Origin of the sequence: Natronobacterium haloterrestre, from assembly GCF_900112205.1 — an archaeon.
In the GTDB taxonomy this organism is placed as follows: domain Archaea; phylum Halobacteriota; class Halobacteria; order Halobacteriales; family Natrialbaceae; genus Natronobacterium; species Natronobacterium haloterrestre.
In genome coordinates, this window is the sequence record NZ_FOKW01000009.1 from 1 (window position 1) to 16,507 (window position 16,507).

Consider the following 16,507-nt stretch of genomic DNA (forward strand, 5'->3'; position numbering starts at 1 on the left):
CGGTGTACACAGCTGTCGCCTCCTCATTCCTTCCGAAAAGTACCACCGATAAGCCGCCGCAGTCATGCGATTCTTGGCTTAGCTAAAGACGGATGCTGATGAGGGTCAGCCCGAGCGCCAGGGCGAACACCGTCATCTGCATCATCATCAGGAGCGCTTCGGCGACTACCTCCATCGGCGCTCACCGGCCCGGCGGACCCGTCGGGAGAACGCGGAATCGTTTCCCGCCATCGTTATTGCACGCCCAGGTCGTCCCAGAGTCGGCTGAACCGATCCGGCAGGTTCTCCTCGCGGAAGATGCGGACGTCGTACTCGTCGTCTTCGAGGGAGATGACCGTGCTGTTGAAGTTACAGGTGTACTCCTTGTAGTGGTTCCCGTCGTCGGCCACGAGAGTTCGATCCTTGATCAGGTCGTTCTCCTCGAGCAGGTCGAGACGACGGTAGATCGTCGGCTGGGAGAGATCGAGCCGCTCCGCGAGTTCTTTTGCCGAGCCGGGTTCTCGGCTAATCGACGCGAGAACGGTGCGTGCGTGTTCGTCCCCGATCGTATCGAGTATTTCTTCGATGGAGGACTCATCATCCATGTCTCGTTATTAGAAACATTCACAGCAAAAACTTTCCGAGTCGTCCAGGGCGTTTACATGTCAGTCAGTCCGTAATAGTATTTATACTATGACACTATCGGAGAAGAATCAAGTCGGGTGTTTTCAGCTCGTGAGAAAGCCTATATATACCGCTTTTCCTGTCCCGAAGCTGCTGACCACGATATATCATGCAAGGGTGTGATATCGAGATATGGCAACGACTGATGGCGTATCAAATGGGATGACCGAACCGTGTGAAGTGTGTGGCACAGACACGTTGCACGAGGTCTCGGTCCAGCTCGTAACCGAAGGTGGCAGCGGCGACAACGCACAGTACTCTCGCGAACCATACCGCGTCCGGGAGTGCCAGCGGTGTGGCAACAGGGAGAGTCAGCGAATGAACAACGCCTGATCGGTATACCCCCATCCACTCGGACGGTTTACTGTCCGTCAGTTCCGGCGCAACCGCGACCAGGGCGGGGGTTGCGCCGGTCCATCGGGACAGGGATCCGTATCAGAGGGTCGCGGCGAGGCGACGACCGGGCGGGAAGTGGCGGGACGACGGGAGCGATACCGAGACCGTCCGTGCGTGTTTTCGATCCGAGTTCTCGAAGCGTCTCCGGTAGCTACTTGAGTCGACCGCGCAACCGACACGACTATGGGCGGACGCGGGCCGAAACGAGAACTCGCGGAGAAGATCGCCGGGGAGATCACGCTGAGCGACGACCCCGGCGCGACTTTGCGAAAGTGGCGAACCGACTTCGACGTTTCCCAGACGGACCTGGCCGGGGAACTGGACGTCTCCTCGTCGGTCATCTCCGACTACGAGAGCGGCCGGCGCGAGAGCCCGGGGATCGGCGTCGTCGGTCGCCTCGTCGAGGGACTACTCGCCATCGACGAGCGCCGCGGCGGGGACCGCATCCGACAGTACGGGCGGGTCCTTTCCGCGGGGTTCGACAGCGACGTCGTTCACGACCTGCGGGAGTACGCGACGTCGATCCCCCTCGAGTCGCTGTACGAGGACATCGGGGCGACGGAGGTCACGGCCGGTAACACGGATCGTGTCAGCGGTCACACCGTCATCGACAGCATCGAGGCGATCACGCGACTTTCCAGCGAGGAGTTCTTCCGCCTCTACGGACAGAGTACGAACCGTGTGCTCGTCTTCACGGGCGTGACCCGCGGGGAGTCGCCGCTGGTCGCCCTGCGAGTCGTCAATCCGACCCCGAACGCGGTGGTGTTACACGGGATCGACGAGGACGACCTGTGGGACCACGCGGTCGACCTGGCGCGCATCGACGGCTACGCGCTTGCCGTGACCGACGCGCCGCTCGAGGACGTGCTGGATCGACTGGTCACGCTCGAGTAGCGGCAGTCCCGGACAAACACTGGCATGGGACGGACACGGGATCGCCAACGATGAGAGCGGCGATGGTGTCAACGATGGCGGGTGATCGGCGATGAGCCCCCCGAAACTGCGGACGAGCGAGCGGCGCACGCTTCTTTTGACCACTGCGTACATGGGCTCGCTGGCGGTAGTCTATGCGATCGACGACTCGAAGCTCTGGTTGCTCTGGGCGGCCGTCGCCGTGGCCTTCGCGGGAGGGGTACTGGTCCATTCCAACCGATCGTCCACGGCGGACGAATCCGGGGCGGATTCCGCTCGAGGGGAGTCGGGAACGAGCGACGATGGTGTCGGAGACGGGGGGCCCGGATCGGGAGCGGAATCGGAAGCGGAATCGGAAGCGGAAGCCGAGACAGAATCGAGGTCGCGGTCGACCTCCGAACCCGACCGCCGATAACCCGTCTCAGAACAGCCACCACCCGTGCCCAGCCAGCCCGAACAGGAGCCACAGTCCAATCACACCCGTCACCGTAGCTCCGAAGGCACAGCCGGCGATCGTCCGCCGGAAGTGACGGTCGACGGCGCGGTCACGCCCCGGTGCGACGACGAACTCCGGCATCGACGGGGCGTCCGTTATCGTGGCCCCGTCGCGTGCAACGCCGACCACCGTCACCTCGTCACCTGGCTCGAGTACCGACTCGTGGTAGATGGCCGCGTCGTCGGCCTCGGGGTCGGCATCGGTCCCGAGAAGCCGGGTCGCGAGCGGCTCCGGCGGGGTCGCGTCGGCTGGGACGGGGACGGACGCCGACCGCTCGAGGCGGACCGTCGCTCCTTCGGGATCGACCGCGATGCGCCCGGTCTCGTCGCGCACGGCGAAGGGGACCCGGCGTTCGTCGACGCGCTCGGTGTGGTCGACGAGCAGCGATCCGAGGTCCGCGAAGCCGGTCTTCGTTCCCTGGTCGGCGTCCCCCGTCGGCGATTCCATCGGCAGCCGCTCGTCCTCGACGACTCGAGTCGCGTCCAGTCGGTACTGGACCGCCTCGGTCCCGCTCACCGGGGCCTCGAGAGTCCCCTCGATCGGGGTGACCTCCCCCTCGACGCGGACCGGGCCCGACTCGGCCTCGACGCCGTCTGCCTCGACAGGCCGGCTCCGTCGGACGGCGAGATACGACCGGACGTTGGTCCCCGCACCCGCGAGGAGGTAACAGCCGGTCCCGACGAGGAGCCCGCCGGCGACGATGACGCCCAGCGCGGTTCGACTCCGTCCGAACGGGTTCCCGGGGCCGACGGGGTATCGCCCGAGAGCGAAGGGGAGCCACGTCAGCAGGGTCGCGACCCCCATCGCGACCGCGTAGAGGCGGGGGTCGAGGTCGACCCGCCGGTCGAGCCAGTCGAGGCCCGTCTGGGCGTCGTCGTTCCAGACGGCCAGTCCGACGACGAGCAGCCAGACGTGTGCCAAAAGCGCCAGCACGGCGAGATCGAGGCCGGTGATCGCGTCGGTGGCGGCCGCCGTTGCTGTTGCGGGCCTGAGCGACGACGTCGTCGACGCAACTGCAACGACCATCGAAACGGATCGCAAGCGGAAACGGGAGCCGGACGGCCCGATCAGGCGATCTGGTCCTCGTACTCGTCGGCGGACAACAGGGCCTCGAGTTCGTCCGCGTCGTCGGCTTCGATCTCGAGCATCCAGCCGTCGCCGAACGGGTCCTCGTTGACGAGTTCGGGGGCGTCGAACAGGTCCTCGTTGATCGAGACGACCTCACCGCTGACCGGCGCGTAGAGGTCCGATACCGCCTTGATCGATTCGATGACGCCGAACTCCTCCTCCTGGGCGAGGTCGTCGCCCTCGTCGGGGAGTTCGACGAAGACCACGTCGCCGAGTTCGTCCTGTGCGAAGTCGGAGATGCCGACACGGACGACGCCGTCGGTTTCTTCGGCCCACTCGTGCGATTCCAGGTACCGCCTGTCGTCGGGTACGTCGAAGCTCATTGTGCTTATGCAGTATCGATGAAGGGTGTGGTTTCAACTCTTGCCTTTTTCGACCGGCCGCGGACGACGACCTGCAGGGTCGTTCCGGGATCCGAGTACTCGACTGGAACGTACGCGAAGCCGATCGCCTGCTCCAGCGTCGGGCTCATCGTGCCGCTCGTGACCGTGCCGATCACGCGGCTGTCGGTGTTCGTCACGTCGTAGCCGTGCCGGGGGACGCCACGGTCGATCAACTGGAAGCCGACGAGTTTCTCCTCGACGCCCTCTTCTTTGACCTCCGCGAGGGCGTCGCGGCCGACGAACTCTGTCTCGAGGTCGACGGTGAAGCCGATGCCGGCCTCGTAGGGGTTGCGCGGGTCGTCCTCGTGATCGAAGTCCTGTCCGGCAAGCAGGAGGCCCGCCTCGATCCGGAGCGTATCCCGGGCGCCGAGCCCGCAGGGCTGGCAGTCGAACAGCGACCAGATGTGTTCGGCCTCGGTCCAGGGGACGATCAGTTCGAACCCGTCCTCGCCGGTGTAGCCGGTGCGAGCCGTCCAGCAGTCGATGCCGTCGATCGTCGCGTACTGGGCTTCGAACCGGGAGAGATCGGTGACCGACTCGTCGGTCTCCGCCTCGACCAGATCGGGGGCCGACGGCCCCTGGACCGCGAACATCGCGTACTCGTCGGTCCGGTTGTCGACGGTCGCCTCGAGGTCGAGGTCGTTCCGGTAGCTGATCCAGCGTTCGTGGGTCTCCTCGTCGGTGCCCGCGTTGGGAACGAAGAGGTAGGTCGGCTCCCCGTCCTCGTCCGGGAGTCGATAGACGACGGTGTCGTCGATGATGATCCCGTCCTCGTCGGTGATGGCTGCGTACTGGGAGTCGCCGACGTCGAGTCGACTCACGTCGTTGGTCGTGAGCCGCTGCATCAGGGTCGTCGCGTCAGGGCCGCTGACGTGAATCTGACCCATGTGAGAGACGTCGAAGATGCCGGCGTCACCGCGGACGGCCTCGTGTTCCGTCTGGATCGAATCGAACTCGACCGGCATGTCCCAGCCGCCAAACTCCGTGAACTTCGCTCCGCGCTCGTCGTGGATCCCACGTAACGGCGGCGTCTGAAGCGGCATACTTGAGGCTGACATTCCGGGGATAGTAATGTCTTTCCGTCGGCCGAATCGCTCCGACAGTCGTGCTGCGGGACGGAATTGCCCGCCTCCGGTGGGTGAGGTCTCCCGCGGTCGAAGAAAGAAGGGTGCTCGAGCGCAGTCGATGTCGTGGGGCGTTTAGCTACTGTACTCCGTGAACGTCAGGGTGTACTCCCCGCTGCCGCTGTAGGAGTCGACCAGAACGTGGAGGTCCGTCGACGTATCGGGGTCCTCGATGACGATCTCCTCGTCGCTTCCCCAGGTGTAGGAGATGTGGTCGTAGTCGGAGGTCGTCGGGCACTGGTCGCGCTCGTTGGCGTAGAGGTCGAACGTCGCGTCGCTCGGCCCCTGCAGGTCGATGACGATCTGGCGCGGATCGTCGAACTCCCAGCTATAGGACCAGCAGTCGCTGTCCCAGTAGCCGGCGAGCGAGTCCGTGATGGTGCTCGTAGCGGTGTCGTCGCCGCCATCACCGTCGTCGCCATCGTCGCCGTCGCCCGGATCGGTGTTGACCGCGTTGTTCGCGTCCACGCGACCGTACCCCTGTTCGTCCGACGAGAGGCCGACGTCGACGGCGGTGTTCTGCAGGTGGTCGCGCAGTTGCTCGTTCGTGAGGTTCGTGTGGGCCGACAGGGTCAGCCCCGCGACGCCCGCCGCGACCGGTGACGCCATCGATGTCCCGGAGAACTCGTCGTAGTCGTCCCAGTTGACCGTCGAGAGGACGTTGCTACCCGGGGCGGCGAGTTCGATCTCCGGTCCGACGTTCGAGAAGTTCGAGAGGTTCTCGTTCTCGTCGAGCGAGGAGACCGCGACGACGGTGTCGTACGCCGCGGGGTACGAGACGCTGCCCCCGTAGTCGTTGCCGGCCGCCGCCACCAGCAGCGCCCCCTCGTCGTAGGCGTACTGGCAGGCGTTGTCCATCGTGCTCGAGTAGCCGCCACCGCCCAGGGACATGTTGATGACCTCGGCCCCCTGGTCGGCCGACCACTGGATCGCGTCCGCGATGTCCGACAGCGACCCGCCGCCGCTCTCGTCGAGCGCGCGCGCACTCAGCAACGAACAGTTCGAGATACCTGCGTGGCCGGTTCCGTTGTCCGTGCCGCCCCCGGCGATCCCGCCGACGTGCGTCCCGTGGTTCTCGTCCTGGGTCACCGGGTACGGGTCGCCGTCGTTGTCGGCGAAGTCGTACCCGTAGTTCGAGACGCTGCCATCCATGCTCCCCTCGAGGTTGGGGTGGTCGTACTGGATCCCCTGGTCGACGATCGAAATCGTCACGTCGGAGTCACCCAGTGTGGTGTCCCACGCGCCTTCACAGTTGACCTGCTGGGGGGCGTACTGGTCGCCGTAGAGGGGATCGTTCGGCGTGTAGAACGCCTTGACCGTCGCGTTGTCTTCGGCGTACTCGACGTCGCGGTCCTCGAGGACGTTCTCCTTGAATTTCTTTTTCGCCCGGTCGGCGGCCTTTTCGGGGAACTCGACCGCGACGTAGCCGAGCGTTTCGTTCTCGTGGACGATCTTGGCGTTGCTGGGGATTTTCGTCTCGACCGTCCCCCGGAGATCGGAGACCGAATCGTCGAGGCCGACGAGGATTTCGTTTTTCTTCGGGCCCGGTTTACGACCCGGCGTCGCGCCGGTAACGCCGCTGAACCCGAGGAACGCGCCCAGCGCGCCGGTCGCTTTCAGTACTGATCGTCGATCGAACGTTGGATTGTCATCACCTGTCATGGTGTGATGTCACGAACGATGAATGTATATTAAAACGTTGTGAAACGGCAAGAAATTTAATACGATATTGATAGGATCATATCAGTAACACCGGAAAGTAGTTTTCAGCCATTTTCACTGGAGATTGTGGAAAGTTGTTACCACTAGTAACTGAATTGAACTCGACCACCGTTGTTTCGGACCCTCAGCCGAAGGGGCGGCCGAAACGGTGGCGATCGGAAAACCGCGGACCGGAGTCGGGGTGGACCGCTACTCCACGGGGAAGTCGGTTATCGGCCTCGCTCCTCGACGGTTAGCTCGTACTCGCCGGACCCACTGTTGGCGTGAACCTGCAACCGCAGTTCCTCGTCGCCCTCGAGGTCGACGGTAATCGACTCGTCGCTCTCGGAGCTATCGCTCGACTCGTCGTAGTCCCATCGCGAGGGCGAACGCCCATCGAGCGTGACGTAGAGGTCGAAGTCGGCCCCGTCGGGGCCGTCGAGCGCGACCGTCGCCGAGCACGGATCGGCGGTTCGCAGCGAGTAGGTGTAGCTGTCGGTGCCGCCCCACCAGCGACCGGAGAGGGATCCTTCCGCGCTTGCGGTGACGGTTTCGTCGCCACACTGGGGCTCGCCGTCGTCGTCCTCCCAGTCGCCGACCCCCTCGAGATCGCGCAGGTCGAACGCGTGGCCGTTGACGACCGCCGTCAGGTTCACGTTCGTCTCGACGTCGGTCACGGCCCCGGTGATGTGGAAGTCGTCGACATAGCCGCCGAGGTACCCCTCGACTACGAACTCCTCGCCGTCGGTCGTCACGATGTCGCGGTACGGGTCGTCGGAGTCGGTGTTGGCGTTCTCGCCGGGCTCGGCGGTTCCGCGGCCTGCGATCCGGTACTCGGCGACCCGGTCGAGCGACCCGCCCTCGAGTTCGACGTGGTTCGACTCGTCGTCGTTCCAGACATCGTCGATCCCGGGGTTCTCGGTGTCGTCTTCTTCGTCATCGTCGCCACCGTCATCGGGGTTCTCGGGCTCGTAGCCGTCCGGCACCGTGTTCACTGCGGCGTCGGCGTCGACGCGACCGTACCCCTGTGCGGCGGCGGAAAGGCCGACGTCGGTCGCCGTCTGCCGGAGGTGATCCCGGAGCGTCTCGACGTCCAGGTCCGGATATTCGGACAGTACGAGGCCGGCCACGCCGGCCACGATCGGCGAGGCGATCGACGTCCCCGACGCGCGCGTGTAGCCGTCGTTGAGAGTCGTCGTGACGATGCTCGTTCCGGGTGCGGCGAGTTCGATCTCGGACCCGCGGTTGGAGAACGACGCCAGCCGATCGTAGGAATCGAGCGCGGAGACGGCGATCACGGAGTCGTACACCGCCGGATACGCGACGCTCCCGCCGGAGTTACCCGCAGCCGCGACGAGCAGACAACCCTGGTCGTAGGCGTACTGGCAGGCGTTCCGGAGCGTGTACCAGTCGCTCGAGCTCCCCAGCGAGAGGTTGATGACGTCGACGCCCTGGTCGGCCGACCACTGGACGGCGTCGGCGATGTCCGCAAGCGAGCCGGTGCCGCTGGCATCGAGCGCGCGGGCGCTCAGCATCGAACAGTTCGAGATCCCTGCGTGACCGGTCCCGTTGTCCGTCGCGCCGACTGCGGCCCCCGAGACCATCGTCCCGTGGGTCTCGCTCCCGCTTCTGGGATAGGGGTCGCTGCCGCCGCCGACGAATACCTCGCCGATCCGGTCGTCGACGTTTTCGGCCAGGTTCTCGTGGTCGTAAGCCGTTCCCGTGTCGACGATCGAGATCGTCACGTCCGAATCGCCGAGTGTCTCGGCCCAGGCACCCTCGCAGTTGACCTGCTGGGGCGCGTGCTGGGACCCGTAGTAGGGGTCGTTCGGCGCGGCGAACGACTCGATGGTCGCGTTCTCCTCGACGTACTCGATCTCGTCGACGGACGCGAGGGCGTCCTCGATCGCCGCTTTCGCCTCCTCGGGCGTGTTCTCCGGGAGTTCGATCGTCGCGTAGTGGATCGCCTCGTTGGTGTGAACCACCCGCCCGTCGACGAGCGAGGAGTCGACCGCGCTCTCGACGTCGGAGACGTCCGGCGAGACGCCGACGAGCAGTTCGGTCGCTCCCGCGTCGGCTTCGTCGCCGTCGGCGGCCGCGACGCCGCTCGAGCCGAGAAACGCCCCTAGCGCGCCGGCAGCTTTGAGTACGGATCGTCGGTCGGAAGTGGGGGAATCGTCCGGTGGCATCTGACGACAGTCAGGTATCCCTGAAATTATTAAAAACTTCGTCAACTCTGGGGAATTTATCCACACATATTTTCGTATTTAACTTGTTATTCATAACACTATTATCTTATAAAGCAGGAACGAGTGAAGGTCTCGGTTTAGTACCCGTATACGGTCCGGGGAACTTCGAGCGCGTTTTCGACCGAGGGCGTCGGGGTCGACGGCTCGAGGCGTTTCGCTACACCTATCCCGCGGTCCCGACTACGGTCGGGCATGTTCGAACGCGTTCGGGCCCGTCTGGCGCCCGATCACTCCCGCTCCCGCGAGCCGACGGTCGGGTTGTTCGTCGACGGCCCGAACGTCTTCCGTGACGAGTTCGACGTCGACCTGGACGACCTCCGCGAAGCAGTCGGCGACCTCGGCCGGGTCGGGGTGATCCGACTCTACCTCGACGAACACGCGACACCGGGACTGATCCAGGCCGCGGAGGCCCGCGGCTTCGAGGTGATCGTCACCAGCGGCGACGTCGACGTCAAACTCGCCGTCGACGCGACCGCGCTTTCCGGCGACGGCACGATCGACCGCCTCGCGATCGCCTCCCGCGATACGGATTTCAAGCCCGTCCTCGAGCACGCCGGTGCGGTCGGCGTCGAGACGATCGCGATCGCACCCGGCGAGTACGGTCGCTCCGACGCGCTCCGGAACGCGGCCGACCAGGCCGTGACGATGGGGACCGACGGAGACTGACTGCACGGGTCGGATCGCTCGAGTCCGACCGAACTACACCGACTGCGACGCGGTCGAGTCTTTATACCTGCTCCTGTCGTTGAACGCGTATGGAGACGGTCACGCACCACGGCCGGGAGACGGCCTACGAACGGCTGGGGGAGGGGAACGGCGACCGCGATCGCTCGGCGATCTGTTGTGTCCACGGTAGCGGCGGCGACCGACGGCTCTGGGAGAAACAACGGCCGCTCGCCGACGCGACAGATCGACCGGTGGTCGCGCTCGATCTCAGCGGTCACGGCGACTCGAGCGACGTCGACGCCAGCCCCGGCTACACGACGCTGTCGGCACACGTCGACGACGTTCTCGCGGTCGCGGAAGCGACCGACGCCGACGTGCTGATTGGAAACTCGATGGGCGGCGCGGTCGTCATGCAACTGGTCCTCGAGCGGGGCTTTACCCCCGAAGCGATCGTCCTGAACGGGACCGGCGCGCGGCTTGGCGTCCTCGAGGACCTGCTGGAGTGGCTCGAGACCGACTTCGAGCGTGCCGTCGAGTTTCTCCACGGTCGAAACCGGCTCTTTCACGACCCCGAGTCGGCGGCCGCGGAACGCTCCCGGAAAGTAATGTACGACTCCGGTCAGGCGGTAACGAACCGCGATTTCCGGACCTGTCACCGGTTCGACGTCCGTCACCAGCTATCGGGGATCGACGTTCCGACGCTCGTCGTCTACGGCGAGTACGACCAGTTGACGCCCCCGTGGTTCCACGAGTTCCTCGCCGACGAGATCCCCGACGCCGAACTGGTCGGCATCGGCGACGCCGCCCAGTCGACGATGCTCGAGCGACCCGAGCCGTTCAACGAGGCTGTCGCGGCGTTTCTCGACGGCTAGTAGAGGTCCTCGAGATCGCTCTCCTCGTGGCTGTGTTCCTCGGCCGGGAACTCGCCCGACTCGACGGCGGCGACGTACTTCTCGACGGCCGACTCCATCTCCTCGCGGACCGCGCCGAACCGCTCGGCGAACGAGGGCGACCACTCGCTCAGGCCGACGGCGTCGTCGACGACGAGCACCTGCCCGTCGCAGTCCGGCCCGGCCCCGATCCCGATGGTCGGGATGTCGATCGCGTCGGTCACCTCGGCCGCGAGGTTCGCCGGGACGTGCTCGAGGACGAGCGAGAACGCGCCCGCGTCCTCGTGTGCTTTGGCGAGTTCGAGGATACGTTCGGCCGCCTCCGCGTCGGTCCCCTGGCGCGGGTAACCGCCGTACTGGTTGACGTGCTGGGGCGTCAGGCCGAGGTGGGCCATCACCGGGATGCCCAGTTGAACCATCTTCTCGGTGAGATCGACGGTGTGGGGGCCGCTCTCGAGTTTGACCGCCTCCGCGCCCTCCTCTTTGAGCATCCGGCCCGCGTTCTCGATGCTGTCTTTCTCGTCGACGCCGAACGAGAGGAAGGGCATGTCCGCGACGACCAGGGCGTCCTCGGTCGCACGCGTGACGGCTCCGACGTGGCGCGCGACGTCGTCGACGGTGACCGGAACGGTCGTCTCGTAGCCAAGCGACGCGTTGCCGACGCTGTCACCGACGAGGATCACGTCGACGTCGGCGTCGTCGACGATCCCGGCCGTCGGCGCGTCGTAGGCCGTCAACATCGTGATCGGTTCCTTTCCGGCCTTCCTCTTGATGTCCCGGACGGTAGCCATACCCTGCCATTCGAACCCGACGATTAAATGTCATCGTTCTATCCCCGCCGACCTCCGGCAGCCGAACGCATAACCCGCGATGCTTATGAGGAATCGGTCGAGAGTGTCGAACGTGCCGGAACCCGTCGAAACGACCGACCCGGACGGCGTCGACTACGGCTGGGTGATGCAGGTCACCTTCGTACTCACTATCCTCGTCGGAGCGCCGACGGTCGCCGTGCTGTCGATCCCCGCCGACCTCCCGTCCTGGGAGACGCGGGCCGAGTTCGCGATCCGCGTCGGCGCCGTCGTCTGGCTCGTCGTCTCGATCGCGGTCTTCACCTACGCGAAGCGACGCCGGGACTGACCGTCGGCCTCACTGCCGGTCGACGTACTCGAAGGCCGTCCCCGCACGCCGGGCCGTTACCTCGTCGCGTTCCGAATCCCCGACGAACACCGTCCCGTCCGGCGACGCGCCGATCCCCCGAACCGTCTCGAGCAGCGGCTCCGGGTGGGGTTTCCGGGTCGCGACGCTGTCGCGGCCGACGACCGCATCGACCGACTCGAGCAGCCCGTGTTCCTCGAGCGCGATCCGACACGCCCGCTCGCAGTTGAGCGAGCAGACGCCGACGGGGACCGACTCCTCGAGGTTGCGGAGTTCGTCCGCCCGGGGAAGTCGCGGTGCCGACCGCGCTCCCTCGCGCTCGTGGGCCGCGATGGTCGATTCGACGGCGGAGCGGAGGCCCGCATCGTCCGCGGCACCGAGAAGTTCCCAGAGGTCGCCGCCGGGCCGCTCGAGGCCGGCGTCCTCGTAGACCGCCCTGACGTCCGCGGTGACGCGGCCCCAGTCGACCGCGAGGTCCACGAGAGTGCCGTCCAGATCGTACACGATAGCCTCGTATTCTGTCACGGTCGACGGTACGGTCGGCGGGAGAATAGTGACTTCGGTCGCGGGGTCGGGGTGGGAGATGGAAACTCGGGGCTCGAGGCACGAGGCACGAGGCACGAGGCTCGAAGCTCGAGGACCGGGGGCTCGATGCACGAGGCCCGTAGATGGCCACCCCCGAAAGGAACGCGACGCCGACACGACGTGTCCATCGACGGTCCGGAACCTGCCACGCTACGCCGCCCGTCAGCGCGAGTCGGTCATCATCTCGTTTGTCGGATCCTCGAGTTGCTCGCTGGCGAGTACCCGGTTGGCCCGGCGCAGACGCTCCGACAGCGCCTGGTGGGAGATGTCGAGTTCGTTCGCCAGTTCCTCGAGCGAAATCTCCCGGGGAACGTCGTAGTAGCCCTGGCGGTAGGCCTCGGCGATGGCCTCTTGCTGGGGCTCGGTGAGCGCGGCCGTCGTCTCGAGGTCTTCGTCGGCCCCCGCTTCGACCATCCGCCTGACGTCGACCCGCGTCCCCTGTTCCTCGATGTCGGAGACGGCGTCCGATAGCTCCTCGCGCAGCGGGAACAGCAGCCGAAGCGTCCACTGGTCGTCGGCGACGCTGGCACCGAGTACCGTCCCGCCGTGGCCGTAGACGGCCTGGCAGATCGAGGCGACGTCTCCGCTGTACCGGAGCCGGTAGAACCACTCCTCGTCGGCCGTATCGTCGAGCAGCCGCCGGAACTGATCGACCGACGGATCCCGCTCGAGGGCAGGCTCGAGGGCATCGGGCTCTACGTTGGAGAACCAGACCAGGGGGGTCGTCCGGCAGGGCCCCTCGGCGACGACGCTCTCGACGTGAACCTCGAGATCCGGCAGTTCGCGGAACGTCTCCGCGAGCGCGAACCCGTCGGTCGGGAGTGTGAGTTCGGCGATCGTAGTCACCGCGGGATCACCTCCGGATCGCGGTCACCGCGGTCGGCGTCGCGACTTCGATAGCGGTACCGACGCTCGCCGCGGGACGCGGCGCTCTCCGGTTCGCGAACGATACCGTCGTAGTGGGTCCGGGGGTCGAACCGTCTCATCATAGTACCGATCCGGAGCTATCCGAATCACGAGCGCGACCGCGAAAGTGGCCCTATTACGGAGATACCGGTTCGGATCCACCGACGCGTGCAGTACGGTATCACGACCGGGTCGCGTCGATAGAAGGGACAGCGCGGATACCGTTGGTGAGCAGGCTTTGATGTTCCAGCGGTTTAAGTCGGGACGGCGACGTTCGAGCCCGATCGACTCACTCCAGGCGCGCGAGCCTGTTGAGCGCGTAGACGGTCCGCAACACGTCGACGCTTTTCCCCCGGTCGAAGACGAGTTCGTCCGTCTCGAGGACGTGTTCGAGGGTATCCCTCGAGGCGTGTTCCGGCGCGGCCGCGATCCCGGTGTCGTTCTCCGCGACCCACTTCATCACCCGCAGATCGCTCTTGGAGTCGCCCATCACGAGCGCGAACGGATCGTCGACGCCTAACACCTCGAGCGCGCGCTCGACGCCGACGACTTTGTTCAGCTCCAGGCTGCCGATCTCGGCCGCATCGGCCTCGTAGTAGGCGACGTCGATCCGCTCGAGGACCGAGACGAGTTCCGAAGGTGGGTCCTCCGTGAGGTCCGGGTACGCGCCCTGACCCTCGAGGACGGCACGGATCTCGGGGTCCTGTTCGGCGTAGAAGGAGCGGGTCCAGTCGCGGATAGACGTCGTCTCCCCGTCGGCATCGTCGTCCTCGAGCGCATCGATCGCGGAGCCGACGGCGTCGGCGAGCAGATCGATCAGATAGACCAGCGCCTCGTCGATGACCTCCCGGGCCTGCGAGGAACCGGTCTCGTAGTTGGGCTTCATCGTGACGTTGAACTCGTTGCCCTGGAGGTGACATCCTCGTCGAAGGCTCTCGGGCGCTTCGGGGAGCACGCGGGAACGAACGTCGCCGAAGACGGTCCGGATCTCCTCGTCCAGGTCCTCGTAGAGCAGTTGCTTCGTCTCCGCGCCGTGGCCCGGGGTGAACACCCCCGTTCCCGCCTCGTAGACGATCGACAGCTCCCCGGAGTGAACGATCTCGCTGCCCAGCCCCTGGATCGCGAACCCCTTGACGTTCTCCAGGGTCTGGCCGGTACAGATGACGATCGGGACACCGGCCTCGTGGAACTCCGTCAGCACGTGCAGCGTCTCGCGGGGAATCTCGTTGTCCGTCCCGCCGGCCGAACGCAGCGTCTCGTCGACGTCCAGTACGAGCACGTTCACCGCGCGGCCGTACTTCGCCTCGAGGTCGAGCGCGGTAAACGCCTGGTCGCGGTCGGCCCACGAGGCCACCTCCGCGAACGTCTCGCCCGCGGCGAAATCGCTTCTGATCTCGTCCTTTCGCTCCTCGAGTTCCTCCGTCGCGCTCTGCCAGTGCTCGAGGGCGACCCGCGAGTCGACCGCGGGGAAGACGTCGACGAACTCCTGGTACTCCCGCAGCGTCTCGGTATCGTACTCGTCGTAGAGGCGATAGACGAGATCGTATCGTTCCATGTTATCTACAGTCGAGCGCGGGTGAATAATCGTTTCCGTGGCGGCGGGATTCCGTGTTTCCCGTCGGGGTGACCGTCCGTTGTGCGATTTGCGCACGACGACACGACTATATAAACGGCGGCCGAACCGTTCGAACATGAAAAACGTCGACGACCTCATCGAGAGTGCCGCCGAGCTCGCCGATCGCGGCCTCTCGAAGGGTGAAATCGCTGACGAACTGAACGTCTCGCGCGAGACCGCGAGCTGGCTGGTCGAACGCAGCGGCGCGACGACGCGGTCGAACGGCCGCCAGCAACAGCAGTCGGCCGACCCCGAAAGCGGCGGGCCACAGGACATCCACGTCGACTGGTCGGCCATCGGCCGGGACAGCAAACGGATGCAGTACGTCGCCTCGGCGATGGCCGACCTGCTCGCCAAACACGGGGAGGACGTCGACCTGACGATCGGTATCGAGAAGGCCGGCGGCCCGATCGCGACCCTCGTTGCCCGCGACCTCGAGACCGATCTGGCGACCTACACTCCCGCGAAACACCAGTGGGAAGAAGGTGACATCGAAGACCTCGGCGGCACGTTCAGCCGGAACTTCGCCGGCATCCGTGACCGCGAGTGTTACGTCGTCGACGACACCATCACCAGCGGTACGACGATGCGCGAGACCATCGAGGCGATCCGTGCGGAAGGCGGCGAGCCGCTCGCCTGCGTCGTCCTCGCGGACAAACAGGGACTCGAGGAGATCGACGGCGTGCCGGTCTACTCGTTGCTCCAGGTCATCAGCGTCGGCAAGGACGACTGACGATAGACGCCTGACCCCTGCCGCCAGACGACTGACGACCCGTGTCGCGTTTCGTTCCGTTCTCGCGTCGTGGGGTCAATTATAGTAACAACTGCAACTATTCACACACTGATCGCCGATCCGTCTGGCGATCAGATGTGCACTGACTTGCAGTGGCTACTATAGGGGCCAAGCGCCGCGTCACCGCGCGGCGATGGCAGGGTTCGGCCTTTTCGGTTCGAGGAGGCCAGTGGCTTCACCGACATGACTCGAACTACTACCCGACGACGATACCTGGCTGTCAGCGGATCGCTCGGTCTGACTGCAGTCGCCGGCTGTGCCGACAGCGGCCCCGGCAGCGGCGGAATGGAGGACGAAGACGAATCGAACCCCGACGATGCGAACTCCGATCCCGAAACCGTCGACGAAATCGACCACGAGAACCCGGAGGGATCGGTCGAGTTCGTCCGGCCCGAGGACGGGGCCGAGGTGACCAACCCCGTCGCGTTCGAAGCCGAGGTCGAGGGACTGAAACTCGAGCCCGCGGAGGAGGAAGACCCCGAGGACGGGAACGGGCACCTGCACGTGATCGTCGATGAAGGGTGTATGAACCCGGGGTACGTCATCCCACAGGACGAAGGGTACCACCACCTCGGGGACGGCGAGAGCGAGACCGAACTCGACCTCGAACCGGGCGAACACGACCTCTGTCTACAGGCCAGCGATGGGATTCACAACGCGTACGATCTGACCGACGAGATCACGATCGAGGTCCTTGAGGAGGACGAGTCCAGCGAGAACGAGACGGAGGACGGGAACGAGACCGAGTAACGCCGACGGACGACGGTCCACTGTTCGGATCCGTCGGGAGCGATACCCGCCGGTCCCGACGACCGGCGGCTATGGGTCAAAAAATAGGCGGTGAG

The 16,507-nt window shown here is 65.5% G+C and carries 19 protein-coding genes; 8 read left to right on the forward strand and 11 right to left on the reverse strand.

The features are described 5' to 3' along the window. Window positions 1-233: 233 nt before the first annotated feature. Complete coding sequence (locus BM113_RS16140) at window positions 234-584, reverse strand: ArsR/SmtB family transcription factor (protein ID WP_007143543.1); 351 nt, start codon at window positions 582-584, stop codon at window positions 234-236. Window positions 585-795: 211 nt separating this feature from the next. Between BM113_RS16140 and BM113_RS16145 the strand changes: the two genes are divergently transcribed. The 3 genes from BM113_RS16145 to BM113_RS16155 all read left to right on the forward strand — a co-directional run bounded on the left by BM113_RS16145 (window position 796) and on the right by BM113_RS16155 (window position 2,386). After that, complete coding sequence (locus BM113_RS16145) at window positions 796-996, forward strand: DUF7835 family putative zinc beta-ribbon protein (protein WP_076738724.1); 201 nt, start codon at window positions 796-798, stop codon at window positions 994-996. Between the two features lie 246 nt (window positions 997-1,242). Then, window positions 1,243-1,953, forward strand: coding sequence for a helix-turn-helix domain-containing protein (locus tag BM113_RS16150; RefSeq protein ID WP_089789089.1), 711 nt, complete (start codon window positions 1,243-1,245; stop codon window positions 1,951-1,953). 91 nt (window positions 1,954-2,044) lie between these two features. Continuing rightward, window positions 2,045-2,386, forward strand: a complete 342-nt coding sequence (locus tag BM113_RS16155; RefSeq protein ID WP_089789090.1) for a hypothetical protein — start codon at window positions 2,045-2,047, stop codon at window positions 2,384-2,386. Window positions 2,387-2,392: 6 nt separating this feature from the next. Here the strand turns inward: BM113_RS16155 and BM113_RS16160 are convergent, their stop codons facing one another. The 5 genes from BM113_RS16160 to BM113_RS16180 all read right to left on the reverse strand — a co-directional run bounded on the left by BM113_RS16160 (window position 2,393) and on the right by BM113_RS16180 (window position 8,992). Then, complete coding sequence (locus BM113_RS16160) at window positions 2,393-3,493, reverse strand: E3 ubiquitin ligase family protein (RefSeq protein ID WP_245758079.1); 1,101 nt, start codon at window positions 3,491-3,493, stop codon at window positions 2,393-2,395. A gap of 41 nt (window positions 3,494-3,534) precedes the next feature. Then, window positions 3,535-3,918 (reverse strand): glycine cleavage system protein GcvH, encoded by a 384-nt coding sequence (gene gcvH / locus BM113_RS16165; protein WP_089789091.1) that lies wholly within the window; start codon window positions 3,916-3,918, stop codon window positions 3,535-3,537. A 5-nt stretch (window positions 3,919-3,923) separates the two neighbouring features. After that, window positions 3,924-5,021: a glycine cleavage system aminomethyltransferase GcvT gene (gene gcvT / locus BM113_RS16170; protein WP_089789092.1), complete on the reverse strand. Its 1,098-nt coding sequence runs from the start codon at window positions 5,019-5,021 to the stop codon at window positions 3,924-3,926. 156 nt (window positions 5,022-5,177) lie between these two features. Then, window positions 5,178-6,764, reverse strand: coding sequence for a S8 family peptidase (locus tag BM113_RS16175; protein ID WP_089789093.1), 1,587 nt, complete (start codon window positions 6,762-6,764; stop codon window positions 5,178-5,180). Window positions 6,765-7,033: 269 nt separating this feature from the next. Beyond that, window positions 7,034-8,992, reverse strand: a complete 1,959-nt coding sequence (locus tag BM113_RS16180) for a S8 family peptidase (protein ID WP_089789094.1) — start codon at window positions 8,990-8,992, stop codon at window positions 7,034-7,036. Between the two features lie 252 nt (window positions 8,993-9,244). Here BM113_RS16180 and BM113_RS16185 point away from each other — a divergent pair, with 252 nt between their 5' ends. Both BM113_RS16185 and BM113_RS16190 read left to right on the forward strand, forming a co-directional pair. Then, entirely contained in the window at window positions 9,245-9,718 is a 474-nt protein-coding gene (locus tag BM113_RS16185; protein WP_089789095.1) for an NYN domain-containing protein, read from the forward strand. 89 nt (window positions 9,719-9,807) lie between these two features. Further along, on the forward strand, window positions 9,808-10,590 hold the full coding sequence (locus tag BM113_RS16190; RefSeq protein WP_089789096.1) for an alpha/beta fold hydrolase: 783 nt from the start codon (window positions 9,808-9,810) through the stop codon (window positions 10,588-10,590). Here BM113_RS16190 and panB read toward each other — a convergent pair. Beyond that, window positions 10,587-11,399: a 3-methyl-2-oxobutanoate hydroxymethyltransferase gene (gene panB / locus BM113_RS16195; protein WP_089789097.1), complete on the reverse strand. Its 813-nt coding sequence runs from the start codon at window positions 11,397-11,399 to the stop codon at window positions 10,587-10,589. The two genes, BM113_RS16190 and panB, sit on opposite strands and share 4 nt — an antisense overlap. A gap of 112 nt (window positions 11,400-11,511) precedes the next feature. On the opposite strand from panB, the gene BM113_RS16200 reads away from it, so the two are divergent. Beyond that, entirely contained in the window at window positions 11,512-11,745 is a 234-nt protein-coding gene (locus BM113_RS16200) for a DUF5822 domain-containing protein (RefSeq protein ID WP_089789281.1), read from the forward strand. Window positions 11,746-11,754: 9 nt separating this feature from the next. Here the strand turns inward: BM113_RS16200 and BM113_RS16205 are convergent, their stop codons facing one another. From BM113_RS16205 to BM113_RS16215, 4 genes are all read right to left on the reverse strand, one after another. Continuing rightward, complete coding sequence (locus BM113_RS16205; RefSeq protein WP_089789098.1) at window positions 11,755-12,288, reverse strand: HAD family hydrolase; 534 nt, start codon at window positions 12,286-12,288, stop codon at window positions 11,755-11,757. Window positions 12,289-12,510: 222 nt separating this feature from the next. Further along, window positions 12,511-13,194 carry a helix-turn-helix domain-containing protein gene (locus BM113_RS16210; protein ID WP_089789099.1) on the reverse strand — a complete coding sequence of 228 codons (684 nt, stop codon included), beginning with the start codon at window positions 13,192-13,194 and terminating at the stop codon, window positions 12,511-12,513. Then, on the reverse strand, window positions 13,191-13,334 hold the full coding sequence (locus BM113_RS22390) for a hypothetical protein (RefSeq protein WP_177209196.1): 144 nt from the start codon (window positions 13,332-13,334) through the stop codon (window positions 13,191-13,193). Before BM113_RS22390 ends, BM113_RS16210 begins: the two co-directional genes overlap by 4 nt. A gap of 209 nt (window positions 13,335-13,543) precedes the next feature. Continuing rightward, on the reverse strand, window positions 13,544-14,809 hold the full coding sequence (locus BM113_RS16215; protein WP_089789100.1) for an HAD family hydrolase: 1,266 nt from the start codon (window positions 14,807-14,809) through the stop codon (window positions 13,544-13,546). 136 nt (window positions 14,810-14,945) lie between these two features. Between BM113_RS16215 and gfcR the strand changes: the two genes are divergently transcribed. After that, window positions 14,946-15,602 carry a transcriptional regulator GfcR gene (gene gfcR, locus BM113_RS16220; RefSeq protein ID WP_089789101.1) on the forward strand — a complete coding sequence of 219 codons (657 nt, stop codon included), beginning with the start codon at window positions 14,946-14,948 and terminating at the stop codon, window positions 15,600-15,602. Between the two features lie 243 nt (window positions 15,603-15,845). After that, window positions 15,846-16,412 (forward strand): DUF4399 domain-containing protein, encoded by a 567-nt coding sequence (locus BM113_RS16225; RefSeq protein WP_245758080.1) that lies wholly within the window; start codon window positions 15,846-15,848, stop codon window positions 16,410-16,412. Window positions 16,413-16,507 lie beyond the last annotated feature (95 nt).